The 18,731-nt window shown below is 65.1% G+C and carries 16 protein-coding genes; 10 read left to right on the plus strand and 6 right to left on the minus strand.

All coding sequences use genetic code 11. The features are described from left to right. Window positions 1-33: 33 nt before the first annotated feature. Together ccmB and ccmA are read right to left on the minus strand one after the other, a co-directional pair. Complete coding sequence (gene ccmB, locus ACVWW6_RS08085) at window positions 34-702, minus strand: heme exporter protein CcmB (protein ID WP_456680486.1); 669 nt, start codon at window positions 700-702, stop codon at window positions 34-36. A 310-nt stretch (window positions 703-1,012) separates the two neighbouring features. Next, a complete protein-coding gene (ccmA, locus tag ACVWW6_RS08090) occupies window positions 1,013-1,615 on the minus strand; it encodes a heme ABC exporter ATP-binding protein CcmA (RefSeq protein WP_028174874.1) in 603 nt (200 codons plus the stop codon). 242 nt (window positions 1,616-1,857) lie between these two features. Here ccmA and acnA point away from each other — a divergent pair, with 242 nt between their 5' ends. The 3 genes from acnA (at window position 1,858) to ACVWW6_RS08105 (ending at window position 6,695) form a co-directional block, all read left to right on the plus strand. Then, on the plus strand, window positions 1,858-4,578 hold the full coding sequence (gene acnA, locus ACVWW6_RS08095) for an aconitate hydratase AcnA (protein ID WP_011083297.1): 2,721 nt from the start codon (window positions 1,858-1,860) through the stop codon (window positions 4,576-4,578). Window positions 4,579-4,798: 220 nt separating this feature from the next. Then, window positions 4,799-5,575: a DUF1223 domain-containing protein gene (locus ACVWW6_RS08100; protein WP_011083296.1), complete on the plus strand. Its 777-nt coding sequence runs from the start codon at window positions 4,799-4,801 to the stop codon at window positions 5,573-5,575. A gap of 748 nt (window positions 5,576-6,323) precedes the next feature. Further along, a complete protein-coding gene (locus tag ACVWW6_RS08105; protein WP_011083295.1) occupies window positions 6,324-6,695 on the plus strand; it encodes a DUF2794 domain-containing protein in 372 nt (123 codons plus the stop codon). 125 nt (window positions 6,696-6,820) lie between these two features. Here ACVWW6_RS08105 and ACVWW6_RS08110 read toward each other — a convergent pair whose 3' ends face one another. The 4 genes from ACVWW6_RS08110 to ACVWW6_RS08125 all read right to left on the minus strand — a co-directional run bounded on the left by ACVWW6_RS08110 (window position 6,821) and on the right by ACVWW6_RS08125 (window position 11,930). After that, window positions 6,821-7,351 carry a GNAT family N-acetyltransferase gene (locus tag ACVWW6_RS08110; protein ID WP_028174872.1) on the minus strand — a complete coding sequence of 177 codons (531 nt, stop codon included), beginning with the start codon at window positions 7,349-7,351 and terminating at the stop codon, window positions 6,821-6,823. A 228-nt stretch (window positions 7,352-7,579) separates the two neighbouring features. Next, on the minus strand, window positions 7,580-8,371 hold the full coding sequence (locus ACVWW6_RS08115; protein WP_028174871.1) for a Bax inhibitor-1/YccA family protein: 792 nt from the start codon (window positions 8,369-8,371) through the stop codon (window positions 7,580-7,582). Between the two features lie 269 nt (window positions 8,372-8,640). Further along, entirely contained in the window at window positions 8,641-11,211 is a 2,571-nt protein-coding gene (locus tag ACVWW6_RS08120) for an ABC transporter permease (RefSeq protein WP_456680487.1), read from the minus strand. Then, the gene (locus ACVWW6_RS08125) at window positions 11,208-11,930 is read right to left on the minus strand and encodes an ABC transporter ATP-binding protein (protein WP_060909711.1); all 723 of its coding nucleotides are present in this window, start codon (window positions 11,928-11,930) and stop codon (window positions 11,208-11,210) included. The genes ACVWW6_RS08120 and ACVWW6_RS08125 overlap by 4 nt, the downstream gene beginning before the upstream one ends. A gap of 55 nt (window positions 11,931-11,985) precedes the next feature. Here ACVWW6_RS08125 and ACVWW6_RS08130 point away from each other — a divergent pair, with 55 nt between their 5' ends. The 7 genes from ACVWW6_RS08130 (at window position 11,986) to sucD (ending at window position 18,684) form a co-directional block, all read left to right on the plus strand. Further along, a complete protein-coding gene (locus ACVWW6_RS08130; RefSeq protein ID WP_060912819.1) occupies window positions 11,986-12,630 on the plus strand; it encodes an arylesterase in 645 nt (214 codons plus the stop codon). A 174-nt stretch (window positions 12,631-12,804) separates the two neighbouring features. Next, window positions 12,805-13,341 (plus strand): RNA 2',3'-cyclic phosphodiesterase, encoded by a 537-nt coding sequence (gene thpR, locus ACVWW6_RS08135; RefSeq protein ID WP_011083289.1) that lies wholly within the window; start codon window positions 12,805-12,807, stop codon window positions 13,339-13,341. Window positions 13,342-13,443: 102 nt separating this feature from the next. Next, a complete protein-coding gene (gene zapE, locus ACVWW6_RS08140) occupies window positions 13,444-14,628 on the plus strand; it encodes a cell division protein ZapE (protein WP_456680488.1) in 1,185 nt (394 codons plus the stop codon). Window positions 14,629-14,891: 263 nt separating this feature from the next. Then, the gene (gene mdh, locus ACVWW6_RS08145) at window positions 14,892-15,860 is read left to right on the plus strand and encodes a malate dehydrogenase (RefSeq protein WP_008145224.1); all 969 of its coding nucleotides are present in this window, start codon (window positions 14,892-14,894) and stop codon (window positions 15,858-15,860) included. Between the two features lie 224 nt (window positions 15,861-16,084). Continuing rightward, window positions 16,085-17,281: an ADP-forming succinate--CoA ligase subunit beta gene (gene sucC, locus ACVWW6_RS08150; protein ID WP_456680489.1), complete on the plus strand. Its 1,197-nt coding sequence runs from the start codon at window positions 16,085-16,087 to the stop codon at window positions 17,279-17,281. 4 nt (window positions 17,282-17,285) lie between these two features. Further along, window positions 17,286-17,765 carry a DUF1579 domain-containing protein gene (locus ACVWW6_RS08155; protein ID WP_011083286.1) on the plus strand — a complete coding sequence of 160 codons (480 nt, stop codon included), beginning with the start codon at window positions 17,286-17,288 and terminating at the stop codon, window positions 17,763-17,765. Between the two features lie 34 nt (window positions 17,766-17,799). After that, complete coding sequence (sucD, locus tag ACVWW6_RS08160) at window positions 17,800-18,684, plus strand: succinate--CoA ligase subunit alpha (protein WP_011083285.1); 885 nt, start codon at window positions 17,800-17,802, stop codon at window positions 18,682-18,684. Window positions 18,685-18,731 lie beyond the last annotated feature (47 nt).

The raw sequence follows: 18,731 nt of genomic DNA on the forward strand, positions 1-18,731 counted from the left end.
AGTTGATCGGGGTCAAGGTCAGTCGAGCTCATCTCAGTCGAGACCATGCCGCAGGCTCGCCGCCGCGGCGAAGGGGCCGATCACGAGGCTGACCAGCGACAGCGCGCACAGGATCGAGAACGGCGCGCCGAACGACATGGGACCGACGATCACGGCCTGGGAGGCCGCGACCCCGAAGATCAGCACCGGGATCGACAGCGGCAGCACCAGAACCGCCATCAAAAGCCCGCCGCGATGCAGCGTCACCGCCAGCGCGGCGCCGATCATGCCGGTAAAGGTCAGGGCCGGCGTGCCCGCGAGCAGCGTCAGGGCCACCGCGCCGGTCGCGACCAAGTCGAGGTTGAGCAAGAGCCCGAGCACGGGGGTTGCGACAATCAGCGGCAGGCCCGCCGCCAGCCAATGCGCCAGCGCTTTCGCCGCGCAGGCGAGTTCCAGCGGCGTCCGGCTCATCGTGATCAGGTCGAGCGAGCCGTCCTCATGGTCGGCCATGAACAGCCGGTCCAGCGTCAGCAGGCTCGCCAGCAGCGCGCCCAGCCAGAGAATGGCTGGCCCCAGCCGCGACAGCAGCGCCAGGTCCGGCCCCACCGCGAACGGCATCAGCACCACCACGGTCAGGAAGAACAGCACGCCGATCAGCGCCCCGCCGCCAACGCGGAGCGCGATCCTGATATCCCGGCGGATGAGGGCGGACAGGGCGGTCATGGGGCTGCCTTTTCGGCTTCGAGACGATCGTAAGAGCCCGACTCGCGCCACAGGCAATCTGCGCTCCCTCCCCCCTTGCGGGGGAGGCGTAGGCCGCCTCCGGCGGCCGTCCTCTTAAGAGACGCCGAAGCGAAGCTTCGGCTATGGGAGAGGGGTGGCCCCGGAAAAGGTGTGCTTGGGTTCAGGGAAGGACTTCGGTAGATCGAGAGGGTCCCTGTGTGGCACCCCCCTCCCTGACCCTCCCCCACAGGGGGGGAGGGAACGGGTAGAGCGGAGCTTTGCCGCTCGAAAAGCTGAGGGTCGGTCGGAATCATGCCACACCCCCGATCCGCAGCTCGCGTGATTCGATCCCCAGCGCCATGTGGGTGGCCGCGATGATCAGGCCGCCGCGGGCGAGATGGTCGCGCATCAGGCCGCCGAACATGTCCTGGCCGGCGACGTCCAGCGCCGTGGTCGGCTCGTCCAGGAGCCAGATCGGGCGGCGCACCGTCAGCAACCGGGCCAGCGAGAGCCGGCGGCGCTGGCCGGCCGACAGAAAAGCTGCCGGCAGGTGGGTGGCGTGGTCGAGCCCGACCGTGGCGAGGCTCTCATGGGCATCAAGTCGCTCGCCGCCCAGAAAATCGGCCCAGAATGACAGATTTTCCGCCACGCTCAGCGCCGGCTTCAGGGCGTCGCGATGGCCGAGATAGTGGCATTGCTCAGGCAATGTCAGCTCGGCATCGCCGCCATCGAGCGCGATCGTCCCGCCAGCCGGAATGAGCAGCCCCGCGATCAGCCGCAGCAGCGATGTCTTGCCCGACCCGTTGCGGCCGACGACCGCCACGGCCTCGCCGGAGACGGCCTCGAAATCGAGTCCGGCAAACACCTCGCGGCCGCCCCGCACACAGATCACCCCACGTCCGGAAAGCTGCATCTTGCCTCGTATCAACCCGTTCAAACCAGGCCTCAGGAAAACTTGGGGTAGCGCATGGGAATTTTTGGCTCGCGGATTGCTGCGGCACGTTTGTGGCGGTGGCGGCGCGGTTAGAAAGCTTCTATAAGCCCGGAACTACTTGATGCAGCAACTCAACCTGCCCCTGCAAGCGACCCAGCCGGACTCGCTGACGGTGTTAAAATACCCCTTGCCGGGTATAACTAACAATTGGGATTTCCTACATGACCTCGCTCGACAGCTTCAAATGCAAAAAGACCCTCAAGGTCGGCGCCAAGACCTATGTCTATTACAGCCTGCCCACGGCCGAGAAGAATGGTCTGAAGGGAATTTCGAAACTCCCCTATTCGATGAAGGTCCTGCTCGAGAACCTCCTGCGCAATGAGGACGGCCGCTCGGTCAAGAAGGCGGACATCGTCGCGGTGTCCAAATGGCTGCGCAAGAAGTCGCTGGAGCACGAGATCGCGTTCCGCCCGGCGCGCGTGCTGATGCAGGACTTCACCGGCGTGCCCGCGGTGGTCGATCTCGCCGCGATGCGCAACGCGATGCAGAAGCTCGGCGGCGATGCCGAGAAGATCAACCCGCTGGTGCCGGTCGATCTCGTCATCGACCATTCCGTGATCGTGAACTTCTTCGGCGACAACAAGGCCTTCGCCAAGAACGTCACCGAGGAATACAAGCAGAACCAGGAGCGCTACGAGTTCCTGAAGTGGGGCCAGGCGGCGTTCTCGAACTTCTCCGTCGTGCCGCCCGGCACCGGCATCTGCCACCAGGTCAATCTCGAATATCTCTCCCAGACGGTCTGGACCAAGAAGGAGAAGATGACGGTCGGCAAGAAGACCGGCACCTTCGAGGTCGCCTATCCCGACTCGCTGGTCGGCACCGATTCCCACACCACGATGGTCAACGGTCTCGCCGTGCTCGGCTGGGGCGTCGGCGGCATCGAGGCGGAAGCCTGCATGCTCGGCCAGCCGCTGTCGATGCTGCTGCCTAACGTCGTCGGCTTCAAGCTGAAGGGCGCGATGAAGGAAGGCGTCACCGCGACCGACCTCGTGCTGACCGTGACGCAGATGCTGCGCAAGCTCGGCGTCGTCGGCAAGTTCGTCGAGTTCTTCGGCCCCGGCCTCGATCATCTCTCCGTCGCCGACAAGGCGACCATCGCCAACATGGCGCCCGAATATGGCGCGACCTGCGGCTTCTTCCCGGTCGACGCCGCGGCGATCGACTACCTCAAGACCTCCGGCCGCGCCGCACCGCGCGTTGCGCTGGTGCAGGCCTATGCCAAGGCGCAGGGGCTGTTCCGCACCGCCAAGTCGGCCGATCCGGTGTTCACGGAAACGCTGACGCTCGACCTCGCCGACGTCGTGCCGTCGATGGCCGGTCCGAAGCGTCCCGAAGGCCGCATCGCGCTGCCGTCGGTCGCGGAAGGCTTCTCGGTCGCGCTCGCCAATGAGTACAAGAAGACCGAAGAGCCGGCGAAGCGCTTTGCCGTCGAAGGCAAGAAGTACGAGATCGGCCATGGCGACGTCGTGATCGCGGCGATCACCTCCTGCACCAACACCTCGAACCCGAGCGTGCTGATCGGCGCCGGGCTCCTGGCCCGCAATGCCGCGGCGAAGGGCCTCAAGGCCAAGCCGTGGGTGAAGACCTCGCTTGCCCCGGGCAGCCAGGTGGTCGCGGCCTATCTCGCCGATTCCGGCCTCCAGGCCCACCTCGACAAGGTCGGCTTCAACCTGGTCGGCTTCGGCTGCACCACCTGCATCGGCAATTCCGGTCCGCTGCCGGAGGAGATCTCGAAGTCGATCAACGACAACGGCATCGTTGCCGCCGCCGTGCTCTCCGGTAACCGCAACTTCGAAGGCCGCGTCTCGCCGGACGTGCAGGCGAACTATCTGGCCTCGCCGCCGCTGGTCGTCGCTCACGCGCTCGCGGGTAGCGTGACCAAGAACCTCGCCGTCGAGCCGCTCGGTGAAGGCAAGGACGGCAAGCCGGTGTACCTCAAGGACATCTGGCCGACGTCGAAGGAGATCAACGCCTTCATGAAGAAGTTCGTGACCGCGTCGATCTTCAAGAAGAAGTATGCCGACGTGTTCAAGGGCGACACCAACTGGCGCAAGATCAAGACCGTCGAGAGCGAGACCTATCGCTGGAACATGAGCTCGACCTACGTGCAGAACCCGCCCTACTTCGAAGGCATGAAGAAGGAGCCGGAGCCGGTCACCGACATCGTCGAGGCGCGCATCCTCGCCATGTTCGGCGACAAGATCACCACCGACCACATCTCGCCGGCCGGTTCGATCAAGCTCACCTCGCCCGCGGGCAAGTATCTCAGCGAGCACCAGGTGCGTCCCGCCGACTTCAACCAGTACGGCACCCGGCGCGGCAACCATGAAGTGATGATGCGCGGCACCTTCGCCAACATCCGCATCAAGAACTTCATGCTCAAGGGCGCCGACGGCAACATCCCGGAAGGCGGCCTCACCAAGCACTGGCCCGACGGCGAGCAGATGTCGATCTACGACGCCGCGATGAAGTACCAGCAGGAGCAGGTGCCGCTGGTGGTGTTCGCCGGCGCCGAATACGGCAACGGCTCCTCGCGCGACTGGGCTGCAAAGGGCACGCGCCTGCTCGGCGTGCGCGCGGTGATCTGCCAGAGCTTCGAGCGCATCCATCGCTCCAATCTTGTCGGTATGGGCGTGCTGCCGCTGACCTTCGAGGAAGGCACCTCCTGGTCGTCGCTCGGCCTGAAGGGCGACGAGAAGGTCACGCTGCGTGGTCTCGTCGGCGATCTGAAGCCGCGCCAGAAGCTGACCGCGGAGATCGTCTCCGGCGACGGTTCGTTGCAGCGCGTTTCGCTGCTTTGCCGCATCGATACGCTGGACGAGCTCGACTACTACCGGAACGGCGGCATCCTGCACTACGTGCTGCGCAAGCTCGCGGCTTAAGCGCGGATTTGTGAACGGTGGCTCACTGCGAAGTGAGTAGAAGGTTAAACGAAGGCGGCCTATCACAAGGCCGCCTTCGCGCGTTTGCGGCATGCTTCGGATGGGCCCGCCCGGCGGAAACTCCGCCCTGGACGGTCGAATGTGCCGTGCCCGTAAGACTACGGTGACCATCAGGCGATAAGATTTCCCTTCCCACGAGCAACGGTGTGCGGCGTTCGACATGACAGCAATGACGGCTTCTCATCTGATTTCACGTTGGTCCGGGGCCTTCTGGTCGGGAGCACTCGGCATCTGTGCGATCGTCGCCGTCATCCGTCCCGCTGAGGCTGATCCCCGCGCCGTGGTTGAGCTCTTCACCTCGCAGGGCTGCTCCTCCTGCCCGCCCGCCGACAAGATCATCGGCGATCTCTCCAGCGATCCCTCGATCATCGCGCTGAGCATGCCGATCGATTATTGGGATTATCTCGGCTGGAAGGACACGCTGGCGGATTCGCGCTTCTCGGCGCGGCAGCGCGCTTATTCGCGCATGCGCGGCGACCGCGAGGTCTACACCCCGCAGGTCGTGGTGAACGGCTCGACGCATGTCGTCGGCAGTGATCGTGCCGGCATCGAGAGTGCGATCGGCAAGACCGACAAAGGCATGGGCGTGATGAGCGTGCCGGTGACGATGTCGCTCTCGGGCAAGCAGATCAACGTGTCGGTGGCCGCGAGCAAGGAGCCGGCGATCTCGCACGGCGAAGTCTGGATCTGCTCGATTGCGAAGTCAGTGCCGATCGCGATCGCCAAAGGCGAAAATCGCGGACAGCAGATCACCTATCACAACGTGGTGCGCAACCTGCTCAAGGTCGGCGACTGGAACGGTCGTCCGGAAAGCTGGACGGTGCCGATCGAGAACCTCACGCGCGACGGCGTCGATGGCGCGGTGGTCTATGTCCAGGACGGCAGCCGCGAGAAACCCGGCCCGATGCTGGGCGCGGCATACACGTCGCTGCACTGACGCGCACGCTTCGCATTCTTCCTGATGCGCGGTCTGGCTCTATCTCCTCATGGTGAGGAGCGCGCCCCTTGCGCGCGCGGCGGACGATGCTGCGCATCGCCGCGAGAACCATGAAAGGCCCCGCTGATGCCGCTCGGGCCTCGATCCTTCGGGACGCCGCGCGAAGGATGAGGGGAGAGAGCGTACGCAAGATCGTGTCGGAAAAATCTTGTCCCTCGTCATTCCGGGGCGCGCCTCTTTGGCGCGAGCCCGGAATCCATTTCTCAACTGGGAACCTTGGATTGATGGATTCCGGGCCCGCGCTTCGCGCGTCCCGGAATGACAGCGGGGGAAGAAACATCCCGACACAAACAAAAAAGGACCAACTCGCGTTGGCCCTCCTTGTCGCGCGTACAGACCCGATCCCGTCGACCCCGGGGGGCTGGGGGCTGAGGAATCCGGAACCGAAAGGACCGGGTCAACGCACACAGCTCTTTTCGCAGTGCAGGGCGGCAGGCGCTGGGCGGAAAAGCGGCGATACTATGATTCCTGCTAACGATCCCGTGACGGTTCGTCGCGACAGAGTTCCACCGTTGCGTGTGTTCCGATTCGCCCCCGGTTCAATGGGTTGCACCGAGAGCTCTTCAAACAGCCCTCGAGAGCCCCTTGCGGTGGGGAACGGTTGGCGCAATCATGCGATTGTCATGATCCGCGGTTCCGGGGACGGTTTTCGCGGACGCGATCATGCCGTGCGATCAGGAGGCGCTCCATGAGTCTGACGTCGGAGGATGCCGATCCGAGCGAGCAGCGCGCGGCGGCGCGTCCCCCCGCTGCGAATGCGCAGCCGAACCAGGTGACCTTCAACCGGCTCGAGCTGCGCCGAATTCTCAATCTCTACGGCCGCATGGTCGCCGACGGCGAGTGGCGCGACTATGCCATCGACTTCCTGAAGGACCGTGCGGTGTTCTCGGTCTATCGCCGTGCCTCGGAAGTGCCGATCTATCGCATCGAGAAGGACCCGCGCCTCGCGCGCAAGCAGGGCATGTACAGCGTGATCTCGGCGACCGGCCTGATCCTGCGCCGCGGCCACGAGCTCGAGCGCGTGCTGCTGGTGATCGATCGCAAGCTGGCCGTGGTGTAGCAAACTCCTCTCGTCATTCCGGGATGCGCCGATAGGCGCAGGCCCGGAATCCATAACCCCGGCCTGTGGTTATGGATTCCGGGCTCGCGACTTCGTCGCGCCCCGGAATGACGATGAAGAAACGCTTACTTCCCCGGCACCGTGCTGGCGCCCTCGCCGAGCTCGCGCTGCATCATCACCGTGTCGAGCCAGCGGCCGAATTTCAGCCCGACATTGGGATGCGTGCCGATCATCCTGAAGCCGCCCTTGGTGTGCACGCCGATCGAGCCGGCATTGGCGGAATCGCCGATCACCGCGATCATCTGGCGGAAGCCGCGCGCCTCGCACTCGGCGATCAGCCGCTCCAGCAGCAACGAGCCGACGCCGCGGCGGTGGAAGGAGGGGTCGAGATAGATCGAGTTCTCGACCGTGAAGCGATAGGCTGGCCGCGGCCGGTAGGCGCCGGCATAGGCGTAGCCGGCAACGCGGCCGTCGAGGATGGCGACGAAATAGGGATAGCCGCCGTCGACCAGCGCGCGGTAGCGCCGCGTCATCTCGGCAAGATCCGGCGGCTCCAGCTCGAACGTCGCCGTGCCCTCGCGGACAGCCTGCTGGTAGATGGCGGTGATGGCGGGGAGGTCGGCCTCAAGGGTGGGCCTGATTTCAGGTGCGGACATGGGGAAAGATTAGAGCCTTCCCGCGGCGGCCGGAAGAGGCAACATCGTTTCCATATACTCCGTCATTGCGAGGAGCCCTTGCGACGAAGCAATCCAGAAATGCATCCGCGGAAGCACTCTGGATTGCTTCGCTGCGCTCGCAATGACGGTGTTCGTGGAGGCACCGGCTCAAACAAAAACCCCGGCCTCTCGGCCGGGGTTCGTGTCGTCCACTCTCTCGCCGATCGCTTAATCGCGCTGGCCGAGGAGCTGCAGGAGCAGCGTGAACAGGTTGATGAAGTTCAGGTACAGCGACAGCGCGCCGGTGATGGCCGCACGCTCTGCGATGTCACCGCCGGCCGCAGCGTAGCCGTAGATGTAGTCGTTCTTCAGCCGCTGGGTATCCCAGGCGGTGAGGCCCGCGAACACCAGCACGCCGACCACCGACACGATGAACTGCAGCATCGAGCTCGCCAGGAACAGGTTCACCAGGCTCGCGATGATGATGCCGATCAGGCCCATGAAGAGGAACGAGCCCATCCCGGTCAGATCACGCTTGGTGGTGTAGCCGTAGAGGCTGAGCGCACCGAAGGTCGCCGCGGTGATGAAGAACACCCGCACGATCGAGGTGTGCGTGAACACCAGGAAGATCGACGACAGCGAGATGCCCATCAGCGCCGAGAACACCCAGAACAGGATCTGGGCGGTCGAGGGCGCCAGACGGTTGATGCCTGCCGAGATCACGAACACCATGGCGAGCGGCGCGAGCATGAACAGCCACTTCAGGGGGCTGACGAACATCGCATAGCCGAACGGCGTCAGGAACAGCTTGCCGACGCGGACGGCTTCCGGGGTCGGAACGTCGGTCACGGCGGCCATGTAGACGCCGAGTGCGGCAAGGCCCGTGATGGCGAGGCCAATGCTCATGTAGTTGTAGATGCGCAGCATGTAGGCGCGCAGGCCGGCATCGACCGTCGCGGCGTCAACACGCCCGGCGGCCCTGCCGAAAGGAGAAGCGTAATTACGGTCTAGGTCCGACATGGTCGAATTCCCGTTGGTTGGCCGGTCCGGCATGAGGGTCGCCATGCCGCCGGTTCGTCAAACTCTATCTCGGATACCGATGTCTGCCGACTAAATTTTGGCTAACAATCGGGGGTCCGAACCCATTGGATATGTGGGAAACTAACACATTCGCTGCAACCGTCCACGCGCGGCCGAATGTCGCCCTCGCCGGCAATCCTGGCGAGCGGACGTGGTTAATCGCAAGAATCGTGCGTTTCCGCACCCGCGCGGCGGCCCGCTACCTTTTGTCACAAATTCCGCAACACCGTGGCGGGCTTTTTGTTCAACGCCAGGAGCGTGCCGGCGAGCCCTAGCCCGACGGTGACGACCAGGGCGGCCACGACCACGCCGGCCGCGCTGCCGGCCTGCCAGACGAAGCTGAGCGTCATCAGCCGCGTCACGATCATCCAGGCGGCGATGCTGCCGGCGATCACGCCGAAGACCGCGGTTGCAAGCCCGATCAGGAGGTATTCGAGCGCATAGGCGCCAAGCAGCCGCAACCGCGTCGCGCCCAGCGTCTTCAGGATCACCGCATCGTAGACCCGGTGGCGATGGCCGGCCGCGAGCGCCCCGCCGAGCACCAGGATCGCCGAGATCAGGGTCACGGCGCTGGCGCCGCGGATCGCCAGCGCAAGATTGGTCACGACCGAGCCGACCGTCTCCATCACCTCGCGCACCCGCACGCTCGTCACCATCGGGTAGGTGTCGGCCACCTGCTTGATGATCCTGCCGTCGCCTTCGGCATTGCTGCCGGCTTCCGTCAGCGTCGCGATATGGGTATGCGGCGCGCCCTTGAAGGCGTTCGGCGAGAACACCAGGACGAAATTGATGCCGAGCCCCTGCCAGTCGATGTTGCGCAGATTGCTGATCTTCGCCGGGATGTCGCGGCCGAGCACGTTGACCACGACCTCGTCGCCGAGCTTGAGGCCGAGCCCGTCGGCGATCTTCTTCTCCATCGAGACCAGCGGCGGGCCGGAATAGTCGGCGCTCCACCACTCGCCCTCGACCACCTTGGAGCCCTTCGGCAGCTCGCCGGTATAGGTGAGGCCGCGGTCGCTTTGCAGCACCCACTCGGAATCGGTCGTCGGCTTGAGCTCTTCGGCGCGGACGCCGCGTGCGGCGACGATGCGCCCGCGCAGCATCGGCACGTCCTCGACCTTGGCGCCGGGCGCGATCTGGCGCAGATAGCCGTCGAACTGCGCGGCCTGCGTGCTCGGAATGTCGATGAAGAAGAACGACGGCGCCTGGTCCGGCAGGGCCGCGAGGAACTGCCGGCGCAGATTGCCGTCGATCTGGGTGATGGTGACGAGCACGGCGAGCCCGAGGCCGAGCGACAGCACGACCGAGGGCGTCAGCGCGCCCGGCCGGTGGATGTTGGCGATCGCGAGCCGCAGCATCGGCAGCCGCGTCCGCGGCATCCGCCGCGCGATCGTCATCAGCAGGGCGGCGATGCCGCGCAGCAGCGCGAACACGACGACCGAGGAGGCCACGAACACCGCGGCAATGCGTTTGTCGAAGGACAGGCCGATCACGACCGCGACGAGCAGGGCGATCACGACGCCCATGAACACGAGATAGCTCCAGCGCGGCCGGTGCCATTCGGAGCTGATGGTGTCGCGGAACAGTGCGGCGACCGGCACGTCGTGCACCCGTCCGAGCGGCCACAGGCCGAAGGCGAGCGCGGTCAAAAGGCCGTAGACGAAGGACAGCGCGAGCTCGTCGGCATGCACGGCCGGCACCACCGGCAGTGGCAGCAGCTTGCCGAACAGCCCGACGATGGCGAAGGGCATGGCGGCGCCGAGCGCGAGCCCGATCACGGACCCGATCGCGGCCAGCAGGATGACCTGGGCGAGATAGATGCCGAACACGTCGCGGCCCGTGGCGCCGACGGCCTTGAAGGCCGCGATCACCTCGAGCTTCCGGTCGATATGGCTCTTCACCGCGTTGGCGACGCCGACGCCGCCGACCAGCAGCGCGGCGAGGCCGACCAGCGTCAGGAACTGCGTGAAGCGGCTGATGTTGCGCTCGAGCTGCGGCGAGGCGTTGGAGCGGCTGCGGACTTCCCAGCCGGCCTGCGGCGCGGCGTTGCGCGCATCGGCGATGAAGGCGTCGGTGGCGCGCTCGTTGTTGGCGGTATCGGGCAGCTTCACCCGGTAGACCCAGCGCACCAGGCTGCCGGGCTGGATCAGGCCGGTGGCCCGCAGGCCCGCCTCGCTGATCAGGAAGCGCGGGCCGAAGCCGATGCCGCCGGCGAGCTTGTCGGGCTCGGCTTCGACCGTGCTGCGGATCTGGAAGGTCGCCGAGCCGATGGTGACGCGGTCGCCGGTCTTGAGCGAGAGCCGCGCCAGCAGCGTCGGATCGGCAGCCGCGCCGAACGCGCCGTCACGCTCCGCAAGGATGTCGGACATCGGCAGCTGTGGCGCCAGCGTCAATTGGCCGAGCATCGGATAGGTGTCGTCGACCGCCTTCATCTCGACCAGCGCGAGCTGGCCGTCGGCCGAGCGCGCCATGCCGCGCAGGGTCGCGGCGGTCGAGACGGTGCCGCGCGAACGCAGGAAGGCGACTTCCTCGGGCTTGGCCTCGCGCTGGAACAGCACGAAGGAGACGTCGCCGCCGAGCAGCGTGCGGCCTTCGCGGGCGAGGCCGTCGGAGAGGCTCGCCGACACCGAGCCGACGCCGGCGATCGCCATCACGCCGAGCGCGATGCAGGCGATGAAGACGTAGAAGCCGCGCAGGCCCCCGCGCAATTCGCGTAAGGCGTAGCGGAGCGACAACGCGGCGGCGTTGGGCCGCACGAACGGTTCGGCCGCGGCGCTCATGCCGGTGCAGACTGCGTGTCGATGCGGCCGGAGCGCAGGCGGATGACGCGATCGCAGCGATGCGCGAGCGAGGAATCGTGCGTGACCAGCACCAGGGTCATGCCGCGCTCGGCATGCTTGGTGAAGAGCAGGTCGACGATTTGTTTGCCGGTTGCCTCGTCGAGATTGCCGGTCGGCTCGTCGGCGACGAGAATCGCAGGATCGGGCGCCAGCGCGCGCGCGAGCGCGACGCGCTGCTGCTCGCCGCCGGAAAGCTGCGTCGGATAATGATGCAGGCGGTCGCCGAGCCCGACCGATTGCAGCTCCTGCGCCGCGCGTTTCGCGGCCTCGGGATTGCCGGCAAGCTCAAGCGGCACGGCGACATTCTCCAGCGCCGTCATGGTCGGGATCAGATGGAAGGACTGGAAGACGATGCCGACCTGGCGGCCGCGGAAGCGGGCGAGCGCGTCCTCGTCGAGGGCATTGAAAGGCGTGCCGTTCACCACCACCTCTCCGCTATCAGGACGCTCCAGCCCCGCCATCACCATCAGCAGCGTGGATTTGCCCGAGCCTGACGGGCCGATCAGGCCAATCGTCTCGCCCGAGGCGACCCGCAAGCTGATATCCTTGAGGATGTGAACGCGTGCCGCGCCCGTACCCAATGAGAGATTGACGTTGGAGATGGCGATGGTGTCCGGCGTGGTGCCGGCGAGCGAAGAGGATTCGATGCGAGTGTCCATGGTCCGGTCATATGGCAACTCCGATAGCGCGGTCGAGAGGCGTTACGGATTGTTCATGCACATAGCCGTGTTGGTGCTCGCCGTGATGACAATTGCGACAAATGCGTCGGCACAGGCCCAGCCGGCCGCCAAACCGATCAAGCTGGTGGTCCTCGGCGATTCCTTGAGCGCCGGCCTCGGCCTCCCGGCCCAGGAGGCATTCCCCACGAAACTTCAAAAAGCCTTGCAGGCCAAAGGCATAGAGGTTGGCATGACCAATGCCGGGGTGTCCGGCGACACCGCCTCCGGCGGCCGCGACCGGCTCGACTGGTCGGTCCCTGAGGGAACCGAGGGGGTGATCGTCGAGCTCGGCGCCAACGACGCGCTGCGCGGCATCGATCCCGGCCTGACGCGCACCGCGCTGACCGACATCGTCCAGCGGCTGAAGGCGCGCAGGATTCCGGTCATGCTGTGCGGCATGCTGGCTCCGCCGAATTACGGCGCCGACTACGCCGCCCGCTTCAATTCGATTTATCCGGATCTTGCGAAACAATTCGACGTGCCGCTCTATCCGTTCTTTCTCGACGGCGTTGCGGCCGACGCCAAGCTCAACCAGGCCGACGGCATCCATCCGACCGCGGCGGGCGTGGACATCATCGTCGGCAACATGATGCCCACGGTGGAGGCATTCCTGCGCAACATAAGCGAGCAACGCCGTTGAAAAGCAGGCAACGCTAACCCTAATTCCCAGGGTTTTCACGGGGTGGCCCGCGCGATGCTTCGCAGAGTCACACAACTGCGATAGGAATCAGGGTACCGGTGATTCGTCGCCGGCTCTAATTTGGATAAGGTCCTGCTTCAAGGGACCGTACCCAAGCATCGGGAGTGCGAAACGATGCCGCGTTTGTTCACTGGTCTGGAAATCCCGGCCGAGATCGGCCAGACGCTTTCCAACTTGAGGGGCGGCCTTCCCGGCGCCCGCTGGATCGATCCCGAAAATTATCACGTCACCTTGCGCTTCATCGGCGATATCGACGGCGTCTCCGCCAACGAGATCGCCTCGATGCTGTTTCGCGTCAACCGCAAACCGTTCGAGGTGAAGGTGCAGGGGCTGACGAGCTTCGGCGGCCGCAAGCCGCGCGCGGTGGTCGCCACCATCGCGCCGAGCAAGCCGCTGATCGAATTGCAGGCCGAGCTCGAGCGGATGATGCAGCGGATCGGCCTTAATCCGGAGGGACGCAAGTTCATCCCGCACGTCACGCTGGCGCGACTGCACGACGCCACCGACCGTGACGTCGCCGACTATCTGTCGCTGCGCGGCTACTTCCCGAGCAAGGCGTTCATGGCCGAACGTTTTGTCTTGTTCTCGTCCCGTGCATCGACCGGCGGCGGACCGTATGTGGTCGAGGACGCCTACGAGCTGTGTGAGTAGGTCTTTACCTCTCCCCGCCTGCGGGGAGAGTGAGGAAATTCGCATACCCCTGACACCAATTCACGGCTTGCAATTTCCGTCCGTCTCTGGCGGTAAAGAGCCATGCTCTCGACCCCCAGTTCCCAATTCCGCGAGGCCTATCAGGCCCAGATCGCCGACGGCGCGATCGAGCCCGATGCTGCGCAGGCCGAAGTCGCCGAAGCCTATGCGGCGCTCGACCAGCGGCTCGGCAGCTACAAGCCGCAGCGCAAGCAGGGCCTGCTCAGCCGTCTGTTCAGCAGTGACAAGGACGAGGCGCCGCACGGGCTCTACATCCATGGCGAGGTCGGCCGCGGCAAGACCATGCTGATGGACCTGTTCTTCCAGCACAGTACCGTCGAGCACAAGCACCGCGCGCATTTCCACGAGTTCATGGCCGATGTGCACGAGCGCATCTACGACTATCGCCAGAGCATCGCGCGCGGCGAGATCGCCGACGGCGACGTCATCGCGCTGACCGCGAACGCGATCTTCGAGGAGAGCTGGCTGCTCTGCTTCGACGAATTCCACGTCACCGACATCGCGGACGCGATGATCCTCGGCCGCCTGTTCGCAAAGCTGTTCGAGCTCGGCACCGTGGTGGTCGCAACCTCCAACGTCGCGCCCGACGATCTCTACAAGGGCGGCCTCAACCGTTCGCTGTTCCTGCCCTTCATCAAGCAGATCACCGACCACATGGACGTGGCGCGGCTCGATGCGCGCACCGACTTCCGGCTGGAGAAGCTTCAGGGCGTGCCGATGTGGCTGACGCCGGCGGATGGCGATGCGGACGCAGCCCTCGACCGCGCCTGGTCGCGGATGAGCGGCAGCGCCAAATGCAAGTCGCGCGATATTTCGATCAAGGGCCGCATCCTGCACGTGCCGTGCTCGGCCCATGGCGTGGCGCGGTTCTCGTTCGCCGATCTCTGCGAGAAGCCGCTCGGCGCATCGGATTACCTCAGGCTCGCGCACGACTATCACACCATCCTGGTCGACCATATTCCAGTGATGGACTTCTCCCAGCGCAACGCCGCCAAGCGCTTCATCACGCTGATCGATACGCTCTATGACAATGCCGTGAAGCTGATGGCCTCGGCCGACGCCAACCCGATCTCGCTGTACGTCGCCGACGAGGGCAACGAGGCCAACGAGTTCAAGCGGACCGCCTCGCGCCTGATCGAAATGAGCTCGGAATCCTATCTGGCGCTGCCTCACGGCCGCAAGGATTCCACCGCGAGCGGCTCCACCAAGGGCCTGGTGGAGACTTAAGTCCTATTTCACCATTTTCTCCGCCGTCATTCCGGGGCGCGACCAAGTCGCGAGCCCGGAATCCATCACGCCACCAACTCTGCAGCCCGATGGATTCCGGGCCTGCGCCTGTCGGCGCATCCCGGAATGACGGACGGGGGGTATGCTGGCTGCGATCTCGGCAAGCCCGACAATTGGGCATCCACCGACTTGAACGGGCGAAGCGAAAGGGATAACCACCCTGTCAGTTTTCCCCTCCTTACGTGTCTAAAGGACAGGTTCACATGGCGCGCGACAAGATTGCTTTGATTGGCTCCGGTCAGATCGGCGGAACGCTGGCTCACCTCATCGGCCTGAAAGAACTGGGCGACGTCGTGATGTTCGACATCGCCGAGGGCGTGCCGCAGGGCAAGGCGCTCGACATTGCGCAGTCCTCGCCGGTCGACGGCTTTGACGCCCACTACACCGGCGCGAACTCCTACGAGGCGCTCGACAACGCCAAGGTCTGCATCGTCACCGCCGGCGTGCCGCGCAAGCCCGGCATGAGCCGCGACGATCTCCTCTCCATCAACCTCAAGGTCATGGAGCAGGTCGGCGCCGGCATCAAGAAGTATGCCCCCGACGCCTTCGTCATCTGCATCACCAACCCGCTCGACGCCATGGTGTGGGCGCTCCAGAAGGCCTCGGGCCTGCCGCACAAGAAGGTCGTCGGCATGGCCGGCGTGCTGGACTCGGCGCGCTTCCGCTACTTCCTGGCCGACGAATTCAACGTCTCCGTTGAAGACGTCACCGCCTTCGTGCTCGGCGGCCACGGCGACACCATGGTGCCGCTGGTGAAGTACTCCACCGTCGCCGGCATTCCGCTGCCTGACCTCGTCAAGATGGGCTGGACCTCGCAGGCGCGCCTCGACGAGATCGTCGACCGCACCCGCAACGGCGGCGCCGAGATCGTCAACCTGCTCAAGACCGGCTCGGCCTTCTACGCCCCGGCCGCTTCCGCGATCGCAATGGCCGAGAGCTATCTGCGTGACAAGAAGCGCGTGCTGCCCAGCGCCGCCTACCTCAACGGCGAATACGGCGTGAAGGACATGTATGTCGGCGTGCCCGTCGTGATCGGCTCCAAGGGTGTCGAGCGCGTCGTCGAGATCGAGCTCGCCGGCAAGGACCGCGAGGCCTTCGACAAGTCGGTCGGCGCGGTGCAGGGCCTGGTCGACGCCTGCAAGAAGATCGCCCCCGATCTTCTCGGCCGCTAAGGCGCAAACAAATCCTGCCGAAGATCGGAAAACCGGTCTTCGGCGGTTTCACTTCTGGGGCCCGGCAGCAACTCTTGTTGAAGGCCTGGCGGGTTCCGGCTCAGCAGTCCAAAGATCTCGATGTCAAAGAATCCGGGTTGCAGTTCCTGTGGTATATGGTATGCCAGCCACAAGACTGAGGTGGGCCTACGAGGTCACCGCCCGCGGATTCAGGGAGCGACCATATGAATATCCATGAATATCAGGCCAAAGCGCTGCTGGGCGAGTTCGGCGTCCCAATCTCCAAGGGCGTGCCGGTCCTTAAAGCCGCAGACGCGGAGGCCGCCGCCAAGGCGCTGCCTGGTCCGGTCTATGTGGTGAAGAGCCAGATCCATGCCGGTGGCCGCGGCAAGGGCAAGTTCAAGGAAGCCTCCGCCGGCGACAAGGGCGGTGTCCGCATCGCCAAGTCGGCCGCCGAGGTCTCCGAATTCGCCAAGCAGATGCTCGGCGCGACGCTCGTGACGATCCAGACCGGCCCTGCCGGCAAGCAGGTCAACCGCCTCTACATCGAGGACGGCTCCGACATCGACAAGGAATTCTATCTCTCGATCCTGGTCGACCGCGAGACCTCGCGCGTCTCCTTCGTCGTGTCGACGGAAGGCGGCGTCAACATCGAGGACGTCGCGCACAACACGCCCGAGAAGATCGTCACCTTCTCGGTCGATCCCGCGACCGGCATCATGGGCCATCACGGCCGCACCGTCGCCAACGCGCTGAAGCTCTCGGGCGATCTCGCCAAGCAGGCCGAGAAGCTCACCGCGCAGCTCTACGCGGCCTTCGTCGCCAAGGACATGTCGATGCTGGAGATCAACCCGCTGGTCGTGACCAAGCAGGGCCAGCTCCGCGTGCTCGACGCCAAGGTGTCGTTCGACGACAACGCGCTGTTCCGTCATCCCGAGGTGCTCGCGCTGCGCGACGAGACCGAGGAAGACGCCAAGGAAATCGAGGCGTCCAAGTACGACCTCAACTACGTCACCCTCGACGGCAACATCGGCTGCATGGTCAACGGCGCCGGTCTCGCCATGGCGACGATGGACATCATCAAGCTCTACGGCATGGCGCCGGCGAACTTCCTCGACGTCGGCGGCAGCGCCAGCAAGGAGAAGGTCGCGGCCGCCTTCAAGATCATCACCGCCGATCCCAACGTGAAGGGCATCCTGGTCAACATCTTCGGCGGCATCATGAAGTGCGACGTGATCGCCGAGGGCGTCACCGCCGCCGTGCGCGAGGTCGGCCTCAGCGTGCCGCTGGTGGTTCGCCTCGAAGGCACCAATGTCGAGCTCGGCAAGAAGATCATCCTTGAATCCGGTCTGAACGTGGTGCCGGCCGACAATCTCGACGACGCCGCGCAGAAGATCGTGAAGGCCGTCAAGGGAGGCTAACGCCATGGCCCAGGACCATCTCGCCGCATCATCTCCGCTTGCAGAGCACGCGCGTCTCGCCGCGTTCGCCGGCGAATGGGATGGCGAAGAGGTGGTCTTCCCGTCGCGCTGGACGGCGGGCGGGCCGGCCACCTCGCACACCGTCGCGCGCATGGATCTCAACGGGTTCTACCTGATCCAGGACTCAGTGCAGATGCGCGACGGCAAGCAGATCTTCGCCACCCACGGCATCTTCACCTTCGACCGCGAGGACCGGACCTACAAATTGTTCTGGTACGACTCGCTCGGCTACACGCCGCCTTCGCCCGCCTCCGGCGGGTGGGTCGGCAAGACCCTGACGCTGGTGCGCGGCTCGCTCCGCGGCAATGCGCGCCACGTCTACGAGATCATCGACGACAATTCCTACTCGTTGAAGATCCAGTTCTCGCCGGACGCGGAAGGCTGGGCTGACGTGCTCACCGGCGTCTACCGCCGCATCCACTGACCTCTCACTCGTTAGTTTCGCGAAAGCAGACCTCATGTCCATCCTGATCGACAAGAACACCAAGGTCATCTGCCAGGGCTTCACCGGCAAGAACGGCACCTTCCATTCGGAGGCCGCGATTGCCTACGGCACCAAGATGGTCGGCGGCACTTCGCCGGGCAAAGGCGGCTCGACGCATCTGGGCCTGCCGGTGTTCGACACCGTGCGCGACGCGCGTGAGAAGACCGGCGCGGACGCGTCGGTGATCTACGTGCCGCCGCCGGGCGCGGCCGATGCGATCTGCGAAGCCATCGACGCCGAGATCCCGCTGATCGTCTGCATCACGGAAGGCATTCCGGTCATCGACATGGTCCGCGTGAAGCGCTCGCTGGCCGGTTCCAAGTCCCGCCTGATCGGGCCGAACTGCCCGGGCGTCATGACCGCCGGCGAATGCAAGATCGGCATCATGCCGGCCAACATCTTCAAGACCGGCAGCGTCGGCATCGTCTCCCGCTCCGGCACGCTGACCTATGAAGCCGTGTTCCAGACCTCGCAGGAAGGCCTCGGCCAGACCACCGCGGTCGGCATCGGCGGCGACCCGGTCAAGGGAACCGAGTTCATCGACGTGCTGGAAATGCTGCTCGCCGACCCCAAGACGGAATCGATCATCATGATCGGCGAGATCGGCGGTTCCGCCGAGGAGGACGCCGCCCAGTTCCTCAAGGACGAGGCCAAGCGCGGCCGCAAGAAGCCGATGGTCGGCTTCATCGCCGGCGTCACCGCCCCTCCCGGCCGCCGCATGGGTCATGCCGGCGCGATCATTTCAGGCGGCAAGGGCGACGCCGGTTCCAAGACCGACGCGATGAAATCGGCTGGGATTACAGTGTCGCCGTCGCCCGCCCGCCTCGGGCACACGCTTGCCGAAAAGTTGAAAGGCTAATTCACTTCTTCGTACTTTTCCGGGCGAAGTTTCGCAGCAAATAGGGT

This window comes from Bradyrhizobium sp. USDA 3311 (genome assembly GCF_054062495.1).